This window comes from Pseudomonas sp. Choline-02u-1, assembly GCF_002836515.1.
GTDB lineage: Bacteria > Pseudomonadota > Gammaproteobacteria > Pseudomonadales > Pseudomonadaceae > Aquipseudomonas.
The window spans coordinates 126,081-141,185 of sequence record NZ_PJBC01000058.1; the positions used below are offsets into that span (position 1 = coordinate 126,081).

The window sequence follows — 15,105 nt, forward strand, 5'->3', positions numbered from 1 at the left end:
CCGTCATGATTCTGCCCTGGCTAATCCTGATCCCCTTCATCGGCGGCCTGCTGTGCTGGATGGGTGAGCGCTTCGGCGCTACCCTCCCGCGCTGGATTGCGCTGTTGACCATGACCCTGGAACTCGCCCTTGGCCTCTGGCTGTGGGCCCACGGTGACTATTCATTCGCACCGGCGCCAGGCGCCGATCCGACCTGGGCGCTTGAGTTCAAGCATGTCTGGATCCAGCGTTTCGGCATCAACGTGCATCTGGCCCTCGACGGCCTGTCGCTGTTGATGATCCTGCTGACCGGTCTGCTGGGTATCCTCTCGGTACTCTGCTCGTGGAAAGAGATTCAACGTCACGTTGGCTTCTTCCACCTGAACCTGATGTGGATCCTGGGCGGTGTGGTCGGCGTGTTCCTCGCCCTCGACCTGTTCATGTTCTTCTTCTTCTGGGAAATGATGCTGGTGCCGATGTACTTTCTCATCGCGCTCTGGGGTCACAGCTCTTCGGACGGCAAGAAAACCCGGATCTACGCAGCGACCAAGTTCTTCATCTTCACGCAGGCTTCCGGCCTGATCATGCTGGTGGCGATCCTCGGTCTGGTGCTGGTCAACTTCAACAACACTGGCGTGATCACCTTCAACTACGCCGACCTGTTGAAAACCAAGATGTCGATGACCACCGAGTACATTCTGATGCTCGGTTTCTTCATCGCCTTCGCGGTCAAGCTGCCGGTCGTGCCGTTCCATTCGTGGCTGCCTGATGCCCACGCCCAGGCGCCGACGGCCGGTTCCGTCGACCTCGCCGGTATCCTGCTGAAAACTGCGGCCTACGGCCTGCTGCGTTTCGCCCTGCCGCTGTTCCCGAATGCCTCGGCCGAGTTTGCGCCGATCGCCATGACCCTCGGTCTGATCGGGATCTTCTACGGCGCGTTCCTGGCGTTCGCACAGACCGACATCAAGCGTCTGATTGCCTTCTCTTCCGTTTCCCACATGGGCTTCGTGTTGATCGGCATCTACTCCGGCAGCCAACTGGCGCTGCAAGGTGCAGTGATCCAGATGCTGGCGCACGGCCTGTCGGCAGCGGCACTGTTTATCCTCAGCGGTCAGTTGTACGAGCGTTTGCATACTCGCGACATGCGTGAGATGGGCGGTCTGTGGTCGCGTATCGCTTACCTGCCGGCGATCAGCCTGTTCTTCGCGGCGGCTTCGCTGGGCTTGCCGGGTACCGGTAACTTTGTCGGCGAGTTCCTGATCCTGATCGGCTCCTTCGCCAGTGCTCCATGGGTCACGGCGATTGCCACTTCCGGTCTGGTGTTCGGTTCGGTCTACTCGCTGATCATGATCCACCGTGCCTACTTCGGCCCGTCGAAATCCGACGCGGTGCTGCACGGCATGGATGCGCGCGAACTGATCATGGTGCTCGGTCTGGCGGTGCTGCTGATTTACCTCGGCGTCTATCCGCAACCGTTCCTCGACACCTCTGCCGCCACGATGCATGGCGTGCAGCAGTGGCTCGGCACCGCCTTCTCTCAACTCGCTTCGGCCCGGTAAGAGCGCTATGGAATTCACGATTCAACACTTTATTGCGCTTGCGCCACTGTTGATCACCAGCCTCACCATTATCGTGGTGATGCTGGCAATCGCCTGGCGCCGCAACCACTCGCAGACCTTCCTGATTTCGGTGGCGGGTCTGAACCTGGCGTTGCTGTCGATCCTGCCGGCTCTGAAAGTCGCGCCTCTGGCCGTGACGCCTTTGCTGCAGATCGACGCGTTCGCCTGCCTGTACATGGCGATGATCCTGGTCGCCACCCTCGCCTGCGTCACCCTCGCCCACGCCTACCTCGGTGATGGCGGTTCGGGTTACCCGGGCAACCGCGAGGAACTGTACCTGCTGATCCTGATGGCCGCCGCCGGTGGTCTGGTTCTGGTCAGCGCGCAGCACCTGGCCGGGTTGTTCATCGGTCTGGAACTGCTCTCGGTACCGGTTTACGGTCTGGTGGCTTACGCCTTCTTCAACAAGCGTTCGCTGGAAGCCGGCATCAAGTACATGGTGCTTTCGGCCGCCGGTTCCGCGTTCCTGCTGTTCGGTATGGCGCTGTTGTATGCAGACGCAGGCTCGCTGAGCTTCGTTGGCATCGGTCAGGCGCTGGCTGCAACGGGTCTGCCAAGTCCGCTGGCGCAACTGGGCCTGGGCATGATGCTGATCGGCCTGGCGTTCAAGCTGTCGCTGGTACCGTTCCACCTGTGGACGCCGGACGTTTACGAAGGTGCGCCGGCACCAGTGGCGGCGTTCCTCGCCACCGCGTCGAAGGTGGCCGTGTTTGCGGTGATGGTGCGTCTGTTCCAGATCTCCCCTGCCGCCAGCAGCGGTGTGCTGAGCGACGTGCTGAGCGTCATCGCCGTTGCCTCGATCCTGTTCGGTAACCTGCTGGCCCTGACCCAGAGCAACCTCAAGCGTCTGCTCGGTTACTCGTCCATCGCGCACTTCGGCTATCTGCTGATCGCGCTGGTGGCGAGCAAGGGTCTGGCGGTGGAAGCCATCGGCGTGTACCTGGTCACCTACGTGATCACCAGCCTCGGCGCGTTCGGCGTGATCACCCTGATGTCGTCGCCGTACAACGGCCGTGACGCGGATGCTTTGTACGAATACCGCGGCCTGTTCTGGCGCCGTCCGTACCTGACCGCCGTGCTGACCGTGATGATGCTGTCCCTGGCCGGTATCCCGCTGACCGCAGGCTTCATCGGCAAGTTCTACATCATCGCCAGCGGCGTCGAAACGCGTCAGTGGTGGCTGGTCGGCGCTCTGGTGCTGGGCAGCGCCATCGGCGTCTTCTACTACCTGCGCGTGATGGTCACCCTGTACCTGATCGAGCCAAACCTGCGTCGCCACGACGCTCAGCTGCACTGGGAACAGAAGGCAGGCGGCGTGATGCTGCTGGCCATCGCCCTGGTCGCATTTTTCCTGGGTGTTTACCCGCAGCCATTGCTCGTGCTGGTACAGCAGGCGGGCCTGGCGGGCTGATTGCTCGGCTCATCTGGCTACAAATGGAAACGGCACCTTCGGGTGCCGTTTTTGTTTCCGTTGAGTTCATGACCAGCCGCGCGGCCTCATTGCCGAGCCAGGACGAGCGCGAATGTAGGAATTCTCTCAATTGGCGGCAGGAGAGCTCACCGCAAACACACGAAAGTCTGATGATCAGGTTTTCCAAGGCCTGACTTTCTCAAAACCTCCGCTGAAATATCCCACAGTCGCCCGGCATCATGCCTCGCCGGTACTTCCAGTTTCCTGCGCCGAATGCTGGGCGTTCCCCCGGCAACGCGGCTGAAACCGCAGATCTTGCCTCTCAACCTCAGAATGTTGTGCATGTGTTTCGACGACCGTTCAATCCCGATATCGACACTTCTGGACATTTTTGACCGGGCGCGGGCCGGCTTATAGATTCGAGTCGTGCAAACAAGCACGTTCATCCACATAACAGGAATCGAACCATGGGCTACATGAGCAGCTGGAACGCCAATCGAATTGTCGAGCTGGACGATGAGCAGACCAGCGAAACGGATCAGATCGAAACGCTGCAACTCAGTGAGGAAGAACTGGCGGAGCTGGACGCACAGTGAGTAATGAACGGGGGGTATCCCCTCCCGTTCTCTATCAGGAGGGATCATGAACGCAATCACAATGGTCGAGCGCGAACTGACAGCTGACCAGGCCTGCCAGCGCATCCAGACCGAATTGAGTCGGCTGGCAATGACTCCCGTCGCCCGCACGCTTGGCCAGGAAGTTGTTGCGGTTCAGGTGACCCTTATCGATCACAAGGGAGTGCCTGCCGCCCGAGGCGCCGGCAAGGGCTATGCAGTACAGGCTGGCATCGGCGCGCTCTACGAATCGCTCGAACACTATTGGACCGATCGACTCTCGGCAACGGATGTTCATCACGTTCCGGTGGACTACTTTTCGGACAGGCTTTTCGACAACGATCCCGTGCGAATGCTTGTGAAACAGCCGAACCGCCGTATCGCCTGCCGACGCTACAGCTGTCCTCCTTGCGGACACTTCTACTACCCGCTCGCGCTGACGTCACCGCACTCACTCGAGGTTTTCGCCCAGGACGCGGCGGACAGCCGCGCCCTGCGTCGATATTCCAGCAACAGCGGCACCGCCATTGGCGCCAGTTACAACGAGGCGTTGTTACACGCCATCAACGAATGCATTGAAAGAGACGCGGTTTCGCTGTTCTTGCTGGACCACTTTTACTATCAGAATCACCCACCGCTGTGCAGAGTCACCCGTCCTGGTGAGGGTGATGCGCTCGGGCAATTATGGACGGATGCCGAAAGGGAACTCGGCGCTGAGGTCGTGCTGGTGGATATCAGTACCGAGTTCGTCGCTCGCACTTTCCTGGCTTTTTCCGCAGCGCCCGGAACGCACATCCGGGTATTCGGTTCAGGCTGTTCCCTCTGCCCGAGCCACGCCGCCTGGCGCGCACTGACCGAACTGGTACAACTGCATCACGCCGCAGCGGGGGAAGAATTCGCCAGATCGCTGCGCAACGCAAAGCGCCACCTCACACCTTTTCCACGCCTGCTGCGCTGTCTGCTGTTCAATCCCGATGTTTTGCTGCATCGCTGTGCTCATCACGCCGTGACATTGCCCGAAGCCGGAGCGCAAGCACCATTGGCTTCGCAGATCGAACAGTTGAGCGAAAGTCTGCGCCAGCATGGGCATGACTTCGGCATTTCCATCGTTCATCAAACCAACCTGGGCACCAGCCTGATCAATGTGGTGATACCCGCACTGGAGCGATTTTTCATCGTCTCGAGCGGAAATGTCGTGGTTCCCCACGCTCGCGGTCGTACGTTACGCAGGTTGCGCGCAGAGGTGTGTTCATGAATAACCGGACACCTGCGCTCTCAAACTTGAATGAAGTGGCAATGGCGAAGAATTTGTCCGCACACATCGAATACGCCGGCCCGATCGGTTGTTTCGTTGAACCGACCCGACAGGGTTTGCATCAGGTATTTTTCTTGCGGGTCCGTGGTCGGGACTGGGTCGGCCGCAAGGTCTTGCAACGCGACGCCGATCATCGCTGGAGCATGAGCAGCCTTTTGAATCCGGCCATGTTGCTCGGCCCCCACCTACAGTCGCAATGGAGCGATGACGGCGTGTCGTTCTACTTTCATACCGCTACGCTGGAGGAGCGAGCCGAAGTTTTCCAAGCCGCGCGCAAGGACCTGCACAGCGAGATCCATTTCCCTTTCACGGCGACCGATCATGACGGTAACGAGGCCGTTTGCCCGGCGGATTACTGGCAGGGTCACGAGTCGCTGGCCGAGCAGTTGAACGCAGACGAACTGCACTTTCGCGAACATTGCGTGGCAGTGCTGGGCCCATTGCTCAAACCCGGCGATCTGGTTTACGACCCGGCCTGCTCTACGGGCGAGTTCATCGCCTGTCTGGCCGCCGAACTTGCCGGTGGGCATTTCGTCGGCAGTGATCGTTCGGCCACGATGATCGAATACGCCAGGCGCCACCACGCAGACTCGCGTGCCGAATACCACGTCATGGAGGCGGCAAGGGCTGCTGACGCGGGTATGCGCTGCGACGTTCTGATCCTGCGCTTTCTCAATGCCGAAGTCCTGACCCGTCGCGAGGCGAACTGCGCGTTTTCAAGTCTGTTACGTTGCGTAAAACCCGCAGGCACAATTCTGTTGTTTGGCCATACGCCGGTATTGTCCGCCGTGCCCTGGCTGGCTTATACCCATGGACTTGCAAGGGTATCGAGCATAGGGGCGCGCAGCGGGCACCAGGAACTGTTTCAGTTCTATCACATGAAGGCGCCATGCCCTTGAACGAAGCCAGCGGTTACTTGACGCGGCAGAATGGCCATCGGCTTTACTGGGAACGCCACGGAACGTTTGGGGCCGAGCCGGTGTTCTTTTTACATGGAGGGCCGGGCGGCTGCTGCAGCCGTCAGCATCTGGGGTTTTTCGACCTGCGTCACTTCGACGTCATTTTGCTGGATCAGCGCGGCTGCGGCCGATCACGCCCGCATGGGCAGAGGCGCCACAACAACTCGCGTCTGTGCGTTCAGGATATTGAGGCCTTGCGCCTGCACTTTGGCCTGGAGCAAATCAGTCTGCTAGGCATTTCCTGGGGAAGCTGGCTGGCCATCCAGTACCAGCAGCAGTACCGCTGTGCGTTGAGGAAAACCACCCTGGTCTCGATTTTCGTCCCGTTCCCGGCCAACGTTCGCACTTTCGACAGGGCAATCAATGCTGCTTTGCAGGTAGCAGGCAGCGGATCAAGTCGCAGCCTCTATCAGAAACTCGACCAAGGCTGTGAGGATCAACAGCGACAGGCGGCGATGCAATGGTTGCAAGCGACGCTCGGACTGAACGGGCAGTCGATGCCCAGCGAGGTATTGGCGCGGTTTACCGATCAAGAAGCCATTCGCGCTGTTCGTCTGGAGTTGCATTATCACCTCAATCGCTACTTCTTCAGCCAGGCAGACGAAAACCTCTCGCTCAGCAGCGATACCCTGGTGATTCAAGGCGTCAAAGACACCTACGGCATGTCCAGCCTGCGCTGGTTGCGTCAGCGCCAGTTCGTCGAGGCCCGTTTGTTGCGCGCGGGGCATAACGCCTTTGAGCCCGCCGTGCTGGATGCCGTTCGTCACGCATTGAGACGGGATTGATATCAGCTACCAAGCTGCGGCCCACGCCCATGGCGGAGTGGTGGTCCAACCAGCATGAAAAACGGCACCTTCCGGTGCCGTTCGCTTTCTCCATTTCAGCTGTTACTTACGCGCATCCGCCCACGATTTCAGCAGTTCGCTATAACTCACGGTTTCGCCTTTAGGCTTCTCGTTGGCCAGTTTCGGCTTCGGTGCGCCCGGCTGGTCGAACCAGTACTGCGCGTCGCGTTCCGGGTTCATCTTCGGTGCGCACACGGCCTGAGCCTTGGAGCGTTCGAGGCGTTCCATGATGCGGTCCTGGTCTTTCGCCAGGCCATCGAGCGCCTGTTGCGGGGTCTTCTCGCCGCTGGCCGCTTCGGCGATGTGGCTCCACCACAGCTGCGCCAAACGCGGATAGTCCGGCACGTTGGTCCCGGTCGGCGACCACTGCACGCGGGCCGGGCTGCGATAGAACTCGACCAGCCCGCCAAGTTTCGGCGCCAGATCGGTCATCGCTTGCGAGTTGATGTCCGACTCACGAATCGGCGTCAGGCCGACGATGGTTTTCTTCAGCGACACGGTTTTCGAGGTGACGAACTGCGCGTACAACCACGCTGCCAGTTTCTGTTTCTCAGGGGTGGATTTCATGAATGTCCACGAACCCACGTCCTGATAGCCCAGCTTCATACCCTCTTCCCAATACGGGCCTTTTGGCGATGGTGCCATGCGCCACTTCGGCGTGCCGTCGGCGTTGACCACCGGCAGGCCCGGTTTGGTCATGTCGGCGGTGAACGCGGTGTACCAGAAGATCTGTTGGGCAATATTGCCCTGCGAAGGCACCGGCCCGGACTCCGAGAAAGTCATGCCAGCCGCTTCCGGTGGCGCGTACTTCTTCAGCCAGTCGACGTATTTGGTGGTGGCAAACACCGCCGCCGGGCCGTTGGTGTCGCCGCCGCGGGTCACGCTGGAGCCGACCGGATGGCAGTCTTCGACGCGAATACCCCACTCGTCCACTGGCAAACCATTGGGCAGCCCCTTGTCGCCGCCCCCAGCCATGGAGAACCAGGCATCGGTGAAGCGCCAGCCCAGCGACGGATCTTTCTTGCCGTAGTCCATGTGCCCGTAAACGCGTTTGCCGTCGATTTCCTTGACGTCTTCACTGAAGAATTTGGCGATGTCTTCATAGGCCGACCAGTTCACCGGGACGCCCAGCTCGTAACCGTACTTTTCCTTGAACTTGGCTTTCAGATCGGCGCGCTCGAACCAGTCGGCGCGGAACCAGTACAGGTTGGCGAATTGCTGGTCAGGCAGCTGATAGATCTTGCCGTCCGGCGCGGTGGTAAAAGAAATGCCGATGAAATCCTTGATGTCGAGGGTTGGCGAAGTGAAATTCTTGCCCTCGTTGGCCATCAGGTCGGTGATCGATTCGGTCTTGCCGTAGCGAAAGTGCGTGCCGATCAGGTCGGAGTCGTTGACCCAGCCGTCATAGATGTTCTTGTCCGACTGCATCACCGTCTGCATTTTCTCGACCACGTCGCCTTCCTGCAGCAGGTCGTGGGTGAGCTTGATCCCGGTGATTTCGCTGAACGCCTTGGCCAACACTTTCGATTCATATTCGTGGGTGGTCAGGGTCTCGGAAACGACCTTGATGTCCATGCCGCGAAACGGCTCGGCGGCCTTGATGAACCACTTCAGTTCTTCCAACTGCTGTTCGGCCGTCAGGGTCGAGGGCTTGAACTCGCTGCCGATCCATTTTTTCGCAGCATCTTCGTAGGCGTCGGCCCAGGCAGATGCGCTCAAACCGCTGAGTGCCAGCATGGCTGCCAATGAAATGCTATGTCGCAGCTTATTGTTTTTATCGAACATAGAGACCTCCTGTTTAAGTTGTGGAGCCGCGTTGCCGAACGATTCGACTAGCCCCAACGCATCACAGCCAACAGCCACACCAGGGACAGCGCGGACGCCACCCAGATGCTCCAGTCGGTGACGCCGATTACCAGCAAATGCAGGTAGGCGCTGCCGAGAAGACCGATAAACAAGCGATCGCCACGGGTGGTGGCAATCGGCAAAAACCCTCGCCGCAAGATGCTCGGCGAGCGCAATTCCCAAGTGGTCATGCCCACCAGAATCAGACCGATGCCGATGAAGAACGCGGCGGTCGGTGTCGTCCAGCTCATCCATTCCATCATCTGCTCCTCAGACCCGACCGAGGGCAAAGCCCTTGGCCACGTGGTTGCGCACAAACCAGATCACCAGCATGCCCGGCAGGATGGTCAGCACCCCTGCCGCTGCCAGCACGCCCCAATCGATCCCCGATGCCGACACTGTTCGCGTCATGACTGCCGCAATCGGCTTGGCGTTGACCGAGGTCAGCGTGCGCGCCAGCAGCAGTTCGACCCAGGAAAACATGAAGCAGAAAAACGCCGTGACACCGATGCCCGAGCCGATCAACGGGATGAAAATCTTCACGAAGAACTTGGGAAAACTGTAGCCGTCGATGTAGGCCGTTTCGTCGATCTCCTTCGGCACGCCGGACATGAAGCCTTCCAGAATCCAGACCGCCAGCGGCACGTTGAACAAGCAGTGCGCCAAGGCCACGGCGATGTGTGTGTCGAACAGCCCGATCGACGAATACAGCTGAAAGAACGGCAGCAAGAACACCGCCGGCGGCGCCATGCGATTGGTCAGCAACCAGAAGAACAGGTGCTTGTCGCCGAGGAAACGATAGCGTGAAAACGCGTAAGCCGCCGGTAACGCCACGCTCAGGGAAATCACCGTGTTGAGGCTCACGTAATACAGCGAGTTCAAGTAGCCGGTGTACCAGCTCGGATCAGTAAAGATCACCTTGTAGTTCGCCAGCGTGAAGTCCTGTGGGAAAAGCGTCAGGCCGCCGAGGATTTCGGTGTTGCTCTTGAACGACATGTTCAGCAGCCAGTAGATCGGCACCAGCAGGAACAGGATGTAGACCAGCAACGGAATAAGCTTTTTCTTGCTCATGGCCGGGCCTCAGCGGTTGGCGTCGGAGTGCGTCATGGCGGTATAGAACAGCCAGGACACCAACAGGATGATCAGGAAGTACACCAGCGAAAACGCCGCTGCCGGACCGAGGTCGAATTGCCCTACGGCCATCTGCGTCAACGTCTGACTGAGGAAGGTCGTGGCATTACCCGGCCCGCCGCCGGTGAGCACGAACGGCTCGGTGTAGATCATGAAACTGTCCATGAAGCGCAGCATCACCGCGATCAGCAGCACGCTTTTCAGCTTGGGCAATTGAATGTGGCGGAACACCGCCCAGGCCGAGGCGCGATCGATGCGTGCGGCCTGGTAATACACGTCGGGAATCGCCCGCAGGCCGGAGAAGCACAGCAGCGCCACCAATGAAGTCCAGTGCCAGACGTCCATCACCAGCACCGTCACCCAGGCGTCCATGGTGTTGGCCGCGTAGTTGTAGCTGATGCCCATGGCATTGAGGCTGGAACCGAGCAGGCCGATGTCGGCGCGGCCGAAGATCTGCCAGATGGTGCCGACCACGTTCCACGGAATCAGCAACGGAATCGCCAGAATGATCAGCACCACCGAAGACCAGCGGCCCTTGGTCGGCATGGTCAGCGCGACGGCGATGCCCAGCGGTATTTCAATCAGCAACACGCACGCCGAATAGATGAACTGGCGCAGCAGCGAGTCATGCAGACGCGGGTCGAGCAGCACCTGCCTGTACCAGTCGGCACCGACGAAGTAGCGGCTGGACTGGTCGAAGATGTCCTGCACCGAATAGTTGACCACGGTCATCATCGGGATCACCGCACTGAACGCCACCAGCAGGAACACCGGCAACACCAGCCACCAGGCCTTGTTGTTCTGCACCTTGTTCATGGCTGCACCTCCTCGTCGCTGACTTCCAGCAAGAACTCATCGGCATAGACCATCAGCCATTGCGCCGGAAAACTGATGTAAGCCGTGCCTTGAGGCACCGGCTTGTCTTCAGCCAGGCGCACCTTCAACGGCGCACCGTCGAGGTTGAGGGTCATGATCTTGTAGGTGCCGAGGTCTTCGACGTGTACGACGTTGGCCTGCATCGCGTCGTCAAACGGCTCGTCCCAGACGTGAATAAACTCGGGGCGGATGCCGACCTTGAGATTTTTCCACTGGCCGTGCTCGATATGGCGCTGCAAGGCGTCGGACAACGGCAAGTGCGTCGAGGCGAAACCGACGCCACCGGGCTGCGGCTGCACCTCGATCAGATTCATCCCCGGGCTGCCGATGAAGTAGCCGACAAAGGTATGGCTCGGCCGCTCGAACAATTCCCGTGGCGTGCCGAACTGAACGATCTGGCCGCCGTACATCACCGCGATCTTGTCGGCGAACGTCGAGGCTTCCAGTTGATCGTGGGTGACGTAGACCATGGTGATGTTGAACTGCTCGTGGATCTGCTTGAGCTTGCGCCGCAGCTTCCACTTCAGGTGCGGGTCGATCACCGTCAGCGGCTCGTCGAAGAGGATCGCCGAGACGTCGTCGCGCACCAGACCACGGCCCATCGAGACTTTCTGTTTTTCGTCGGCGGTGAGGTTGCGCGCCTTCTTGCTCAGCAGATTCTGCAGGTCGAGGACTTCGGCGATTTCCTGCACCTTGCTGTGCACTTTCGCCTCGGCCATGCCCTGGTTTCGCAGCGGGAAAGCAAGGTTATCGAACACGGTCATGGTGTCGTAGACCACCGGAAACTGGAACACCTGGGCGATGTTGCGCTTCTCCGGGGTCAGGTCGTTGACCGCTTTGCCGTCGAACAACACATGGCCCTGGGACGGGCTGAGCAGGCCGGAAATGATGTTGAGCAAGGTCGACTTGCCGCAACCGGACGGGCCGAGCAAAGCATAGGCGCCACCCTGCTCCCAGACGTGATCCATCTCGCGGATCGCATAATCCTCCGCGCCGCTCGGGGTTTTGCTGTAGCTGTGGGCGAGGTGTTGCAAACGGATTTCGGCCATCAGGCAACCCTCGCGACACGCCGGCCCGGTGCTTGCACCAGACGGCCCTGCGCATCGAAAACGAACAGTTTGTGGGTCGGGATATAAATGCGGATCGGCGCATCGACGTCGTATTCGTGAACCCCGGGCAAGTGCAGCACCAACAGAAAGTGCTCGTTGCGCACGTGCAGGAAGGTTTCCGAACCGCTGATCTCGGCAACCTCGACGGTCACCGCCAATTCGAGGTCGTCATCGTTGCTCGGCACCAGCGAGATATGGCTCGGCCGGACGCCAAATCGGAACTCGCCCTCGCCCACCGGGCGCAGGTCGACGTTCAACGGAAAGTGGACGAAATTGGCGAAGCTGACTTCGTTGCCGGCAATGCGTCCCGGCATGAGGTTGATCGGCGGCTCGGAAAACAATTCGGCGGCGAGCACGGTTTGCGGCTGGTGATACACCGAAGTCGACGGCCCGCTCTGGATCACCCGACCTTCGTGCAGGATGGTGGTGGTGCCGCCGAGGGCCAGCGCTTCGTTGGGTTCGGTGGTGGCGTAGATGGCGATGGTGTGGCGCGCTTTGAACAACTCGCGCATTTCCTGACGCAGTTCTTCGCGCAGCTTGTAATCGAGGTTGACCAGCGGCTCGTCGAACAGAATCAGTTCAGCATCCTTGACCAAGGCGCGAGCCATGGCCGTGCGCTGTTGCTGACCGCCGGACAGCTCCAGCGGATAGCGCTGCAAGAACTTTTCGATGCGCAGCATGCGTGCGGTTTCCTGCACCTTGCTGTGAATGATGTCTTTGGAAATTCCGGCCTGACGCAGTGGCGAGGCAATGTTCTCAAACACCGTCATGGTCGGGTAATTGATGAACTGCTGATAGACCATCGACACGTTGCGCAGCCGCACCGGGCGTTGGGTGACGTCGACGCCGTTCATCAGCACGCGGCCGCTGTCGGGCTTGTCGAGGCCGGCCATCAGGCGCATGAGACTGGTCTTGCCGGACAGGGTGCGCCCGAGCAGAACATTGAAGGATCCGGGTTCGAATTTCAGACACGCATCGTCGATCCAGATCTGGCCCTCGACGGTACGGCTGACGTGCTCCAGGGTAAGTGACATGGCTCGGCCTTTTTTATTTTTGGAGTCAAGCGACCGGAGCAACAGAGCGACATTCATGCCAGAAATGGCAAGTGGTTGATTTGCTTTGAGAAGCAGTATTCACGGGGGCGAGCGGCGTTCACAGCTGAACACTTTTGAACAGTCGGGGTGATTGACAATGAACAATAGTGAACAACACTCTATGCACGCTTTTGCCCAGTCTCATGAACACCGAAGATCCCATGTGGGAGCGGGCTTGCTCGCGAATGCGCAGTATCAGTCACCGAATCAGTTGAATGACACACCGCATTCGCGAGCAAGCCCGCTCCCACAATGGACTTGTGGTGATTTGAAGATCCGGGTTCATAACAATAATAAAATCGCTGCACTCAGAGGCTCGCCCCCATGGCCGCACCTGCTTCGCCGCTGTCCCACGATGCGATCGTCCAGACGTCCTGGCAACGTTGTCGCGCGTTCGGTCTCGACCACCTGAGCACCCCGGCCTTCGATCAATTGCCCGCCGTCGGCATTGCGCGGTTGCTCGACAGCCATCACTCGCTGGTGCAGACCACGCATCAGGAAGTCCTGCCCTATTACGAAAACATCCTCAGCAACTCCAACTGCCTGATCATGCTCGCCGACAATCAGGGCCAGGTGCTGACTTCGTGGGGCACCCAGCGTTTTATCGAACCGAACCTGGCGCGTGGCTTTCAGGCCGGGGCGAGCTGGATGGAGCGCAGCAGCGGCACCAATGCGATCGGCACCGCACTGGCCTGTGAGCAGGCGGTGCACATCGAACACGACGAACACTTTCTCAAGGCCAACCGCTTCATGACCGGCTCCGCCGCGCCGATTTTCGACGCCGAACGCAAGGTCATTGCCGTGCTCGATGTCTCCAGCGACAGCTACCTGCCGCCCTCGCACACCCTGGGCATGGTGAAGATGATGAGCCAGACCGTGGAGAACCGGCTGATCCTCAACCTGTTCCACGGTCAGCACTTTCAACTGACCTTCAACACCGGGTTGAACAACCTCGACAGCCAGTGGGCCGGGTTATTGATCTTCGATGAGAGCGGTCAAGTGCTGTCGGCCAATCGCCGTGCCGACAACCTGCTCGGTGTGCGTCTGTCCCGCGTCAGCGTTGAAAGCCTGTTCAAAGTGTCATTGCTGGAGCTGATCAACCAGCCCGAGGGTCTGCCATTTGCCCTGCAGACCTCCGGGCGCAACCGTTTCCAGTGCTTGCTGAAGCGGCCGAAACAGGCGCCGGTGCAAGCGCGGGTGTTTATCGCCGAGGACAAGCCTGCGCCAGCCAGTGCGATCAGTCTCAACACGCTGCATTTCGGCGACAGCCGTGTGGAAAAAGCCGTGCGCCAGGCCGAACGCCTGCTGGAAAAAGACATTCCGCTGCTGATTCACGGCGAAACCGGTGTCGGCAAAGAGGTGTTCGTCAAAGCCCTGCATCAGGCCAGCTCGCGCAACAAACAAGCGTTTATCGCGGTGAACTGCGCAGCGATCCCCGCCGAACTGGTCGAGTCTGAATTGTTCGGCTACGAAAAAGGCGCATTCACCGGGGCCAATCAGAAAGGCAGCATCGGCCTGATCCGCAAGGCAGACAAAGGCACGCTGTTTCTCGACGAGATCGGCGATATGCCGCTGCCAACTCAGGCGCGCTTGTTGCGGGTTTTGCAAGAGCGTTGCGTGCAGCCGGTGGGCAGCAGTGAGTTGTTTGCGGTGGATCTGCGGATTATCTCGGCGACCAACCGATCCTTGCGCGAACAGGTGCAGTTGGGTCGGTTTCGTGAGGATTTGTACTACCGCATTGGTGGGCTGACTTTGGAATTGCCGCCACTGCGTGAGCGCAGTGATAAACAAGCGCTGTTCAAACGACTGTGGGAACAGCATCGCGAGCCGACGCAATGGGCGGGGCTGAGCCCGGAGGTGCTGGAGCTGTTTGAAAAGCATCCGTGGCCGGGGAATCTGCGTCAGGTCAGCAGTGTGATGCAGGTGGCGTTGGCCATGGCCGAAGAGCAACCGGTACGGCCGGAGCATTTACCGGATGATTTTTTTGTCGATCTGGAGATGGAGCCGGTGGAGACAGCGGCGCCGTTGGGGCTGGATTTGAATGATATCGAGGCGTTGAATCGCGAGTTGAAAGCGGCCGGGGGGAATATTTCGCACCTGGCGCGGCGCTTGGGGGTGAGTCGGAATACGCTGTACAAGCGGTTGCGGCAGGCTGAATGACACGTTGTCTGGACGGGCCTCTTCGCGAGCAAGCCCGCTCCCACAGGGGATTTGTGTCGTGCATTGAAAGTCGATCGTTCCCACGCTCTGCGTGGGAATGCAGCCCGGGACGCTCTGCGTCCCTACAGAGCCGAACGCGGAGCGTCCG

At 59.6% G+C, this 15,105-nt stretch carries 13 protein-coding genes; 7 read left to right on the forward strand and 6 right to left on the reverse strand.

Going from position 1 to position 15,105, the window contains the following annotated elements; all coding sequences use genetic code 11:
- The first annotated feature begins 5 nt into the window (after positions 1 to 5).
- The 6 genes from nuoM (at position 6) to CXF97_RS14685 (ending at position 6,682) form a co-directional block, all read left to right on the forward strand.
- On the forward strand, positions 6 to 1,538 hold the full coding sequence (gene nuoM, locus CXF97_RS14665) for an NADH-quinone oxidoreductase subunit M (protein ID WP_016775285.1): 1,533 nt from the start codon (positions 6 to 8) through the stop codon (positions 1,536 to 1,538).
- A 7-nt stretch (positions 1,539 to 1,545) separates the two neighbouring features.
- Complete coding sequence (gene nuoN, locus CXF97_RS14670; protein ID WP_101159113.1) at positions 1,546 to 3,009, forward strand: NADH-quinone oxidoreductase subunit NuoN; 1,464 nt, start codon at positions 1,546 to 1,548, stop codon at positions 3,007 to 3,009.
- 467 nt (positions 3,010 to 3,476) lie between these two features.
- Complete coding sequence (locus tag CXF97_RS28490) at positions 3,477 to 3,605, forward strand: hypothetical protein (RefSeq protein WP_256589828.1); 129 nt, start codon at positions 3,477 to 3,479, stop codon at positions 3,603 to 3,605.
- A 46-nt stretch (positions 3,606 to 3,651) separates the two neighbouring features.
- Entirely contained in the window at positions 3,652 to 4,878 is a 1,227-nt protein-coding gene (locus CXF97_RS14675; RefSeq protein WP_101159114.1) for a YcaO-like family protein, read from the forward strand.
- A 41-nt stretch (positions 4,879 to 4,919) separates the two neighbouring features.
- Positions 4,920 to 5,837, forward strand: a complete 918-nt coding sequence (locus CXF97_RS14680; RefSeq protein WP_256589829.1) for a class I SAM-dependent methyltransferase — start codon at positions 4,920 to 4,922, stop codon at positions 5,835 to 5,837.
- Positions 5,828 to 6,682, forward strand: a complete 855-nt coding sequence (locus CXF97_RS14685; protein ID WP_101159116.1) for an alpha/beta fold hydrolase — start codon at positions 5,828 to 5,830, stop codon at positions 6,680 to 6,682. Before CXF97_RS14680 ends, CXF97_RS14685 begins: the two co-directional genes overlap by 10 nt.
- A gap of 102 nt (positions 6,683 to 6,784) precedes the next feature.
- Here the strand turns inward: CXF97_RS14685 and CXF97_RS14690 are convergent, their stop codons facing one another.
- Genes CXF97_RS14690 through CXF97_RS14715 form a run of 6 tightly spaced genes read right to left on the reverse strand, consistent with a single transcriptional unit; the run spans position 6,785 to position 12,737 of the window.
- A complete protein-coding gene (locus CXF97_RS14690) occupies positions 6,785 to 8,527 on the reverse strand; it encodes an ABC transporter substrate-binding protein (protein ID WP_101159117.1) in 1,743 nt (580 codons plus the stop codon).
- A 47-nt stretch (positions 8,528 to 8,574) separates the two neighbouring features.
- Positions 8,575 to 8,847: a DUF2160 domain-containing protein gene (locus CXF97_RS14695; protein ID WP_038861868.1), complete on the reverse strand. Its 273-nt coding sequence runs from the start codon at positions 8,845 to 8,847 to the stop codon at positions 8,575 to 8,577.
- 10 nt (positions 8,848 to 8,857) lie between these two features.
- Positions 8,858 to 9,658 (reverse strand): carbohydrate ABC transporter permease, encoded by an 801-nt coding sequence (locus tag CXF97_RS14700; RefSeq protein ID WP_024013421.1) that lies wholly within the window; start codon positions 9,656 to 9,658, stop codon positions 8,858 to 8,860.
- 9 nt (positions 9,659 to 9,667) lie between these two features.
- Complete coding sequence (locus tag CXF97_RS14705; RefSeq protein WP_101159118.1) at positions 9,668 to 10,534, reverse strand: carbohydrate ABC transporter permease; 867 nt, start codon at positions 10,532 to 10,534, stop codon at positions 9,668 to 9,670.
- On the reverse strand, positions 10,531 to 11,643 hold the full coding sequence (locus CXF97_RS14710; RefSeq protein WP_101159119.1) for an ABC transporter ATP-binding protein: 1,113 nt from the start codon (positions 11,641 to 11,643) through the stop codon (positions 10,531 to 10,533). The genes CXF97_RS14705 and CXF97_RS14710 overlap by 4 nt, the downstream gene beginning before the upstream one ends.
- Positions 11,643 to 12,737: an ABC transporter ATP-binding protein gene (locus tag CXF97_RS14715; RefSeq protein WP_101159120.1), complete on the reverse strand. Its 1,095-nt coding sequence runs from the start codon at positions 12,735 to 12,737 to the stop codon at positions 11,643 to 11,645. Before CXF97_RS14715 ends, CXF97_RS14710 begins: the two co-directional genes overlap by 1 nt.
- Before the next feature lie 384 nt (positions 12,738 to 13,121).
- Between CXF97_RS14715 and CXF97_RS14725 the strand changes: the two genes are divergently transcribed.
- Entirely contained in the window at positions 13,122 to 14,957 is a 1,836-nt protein-coding gene (locus CXF97_RS14725) for a sigma-54-dependent Fis family transcriptional regulator (RefSeq protein ID WP_101159122.1), read from the forward strand.
- The last annotated feature ends 148 nt before the right edge of the window (positions 14,958 to 15,105 follow it).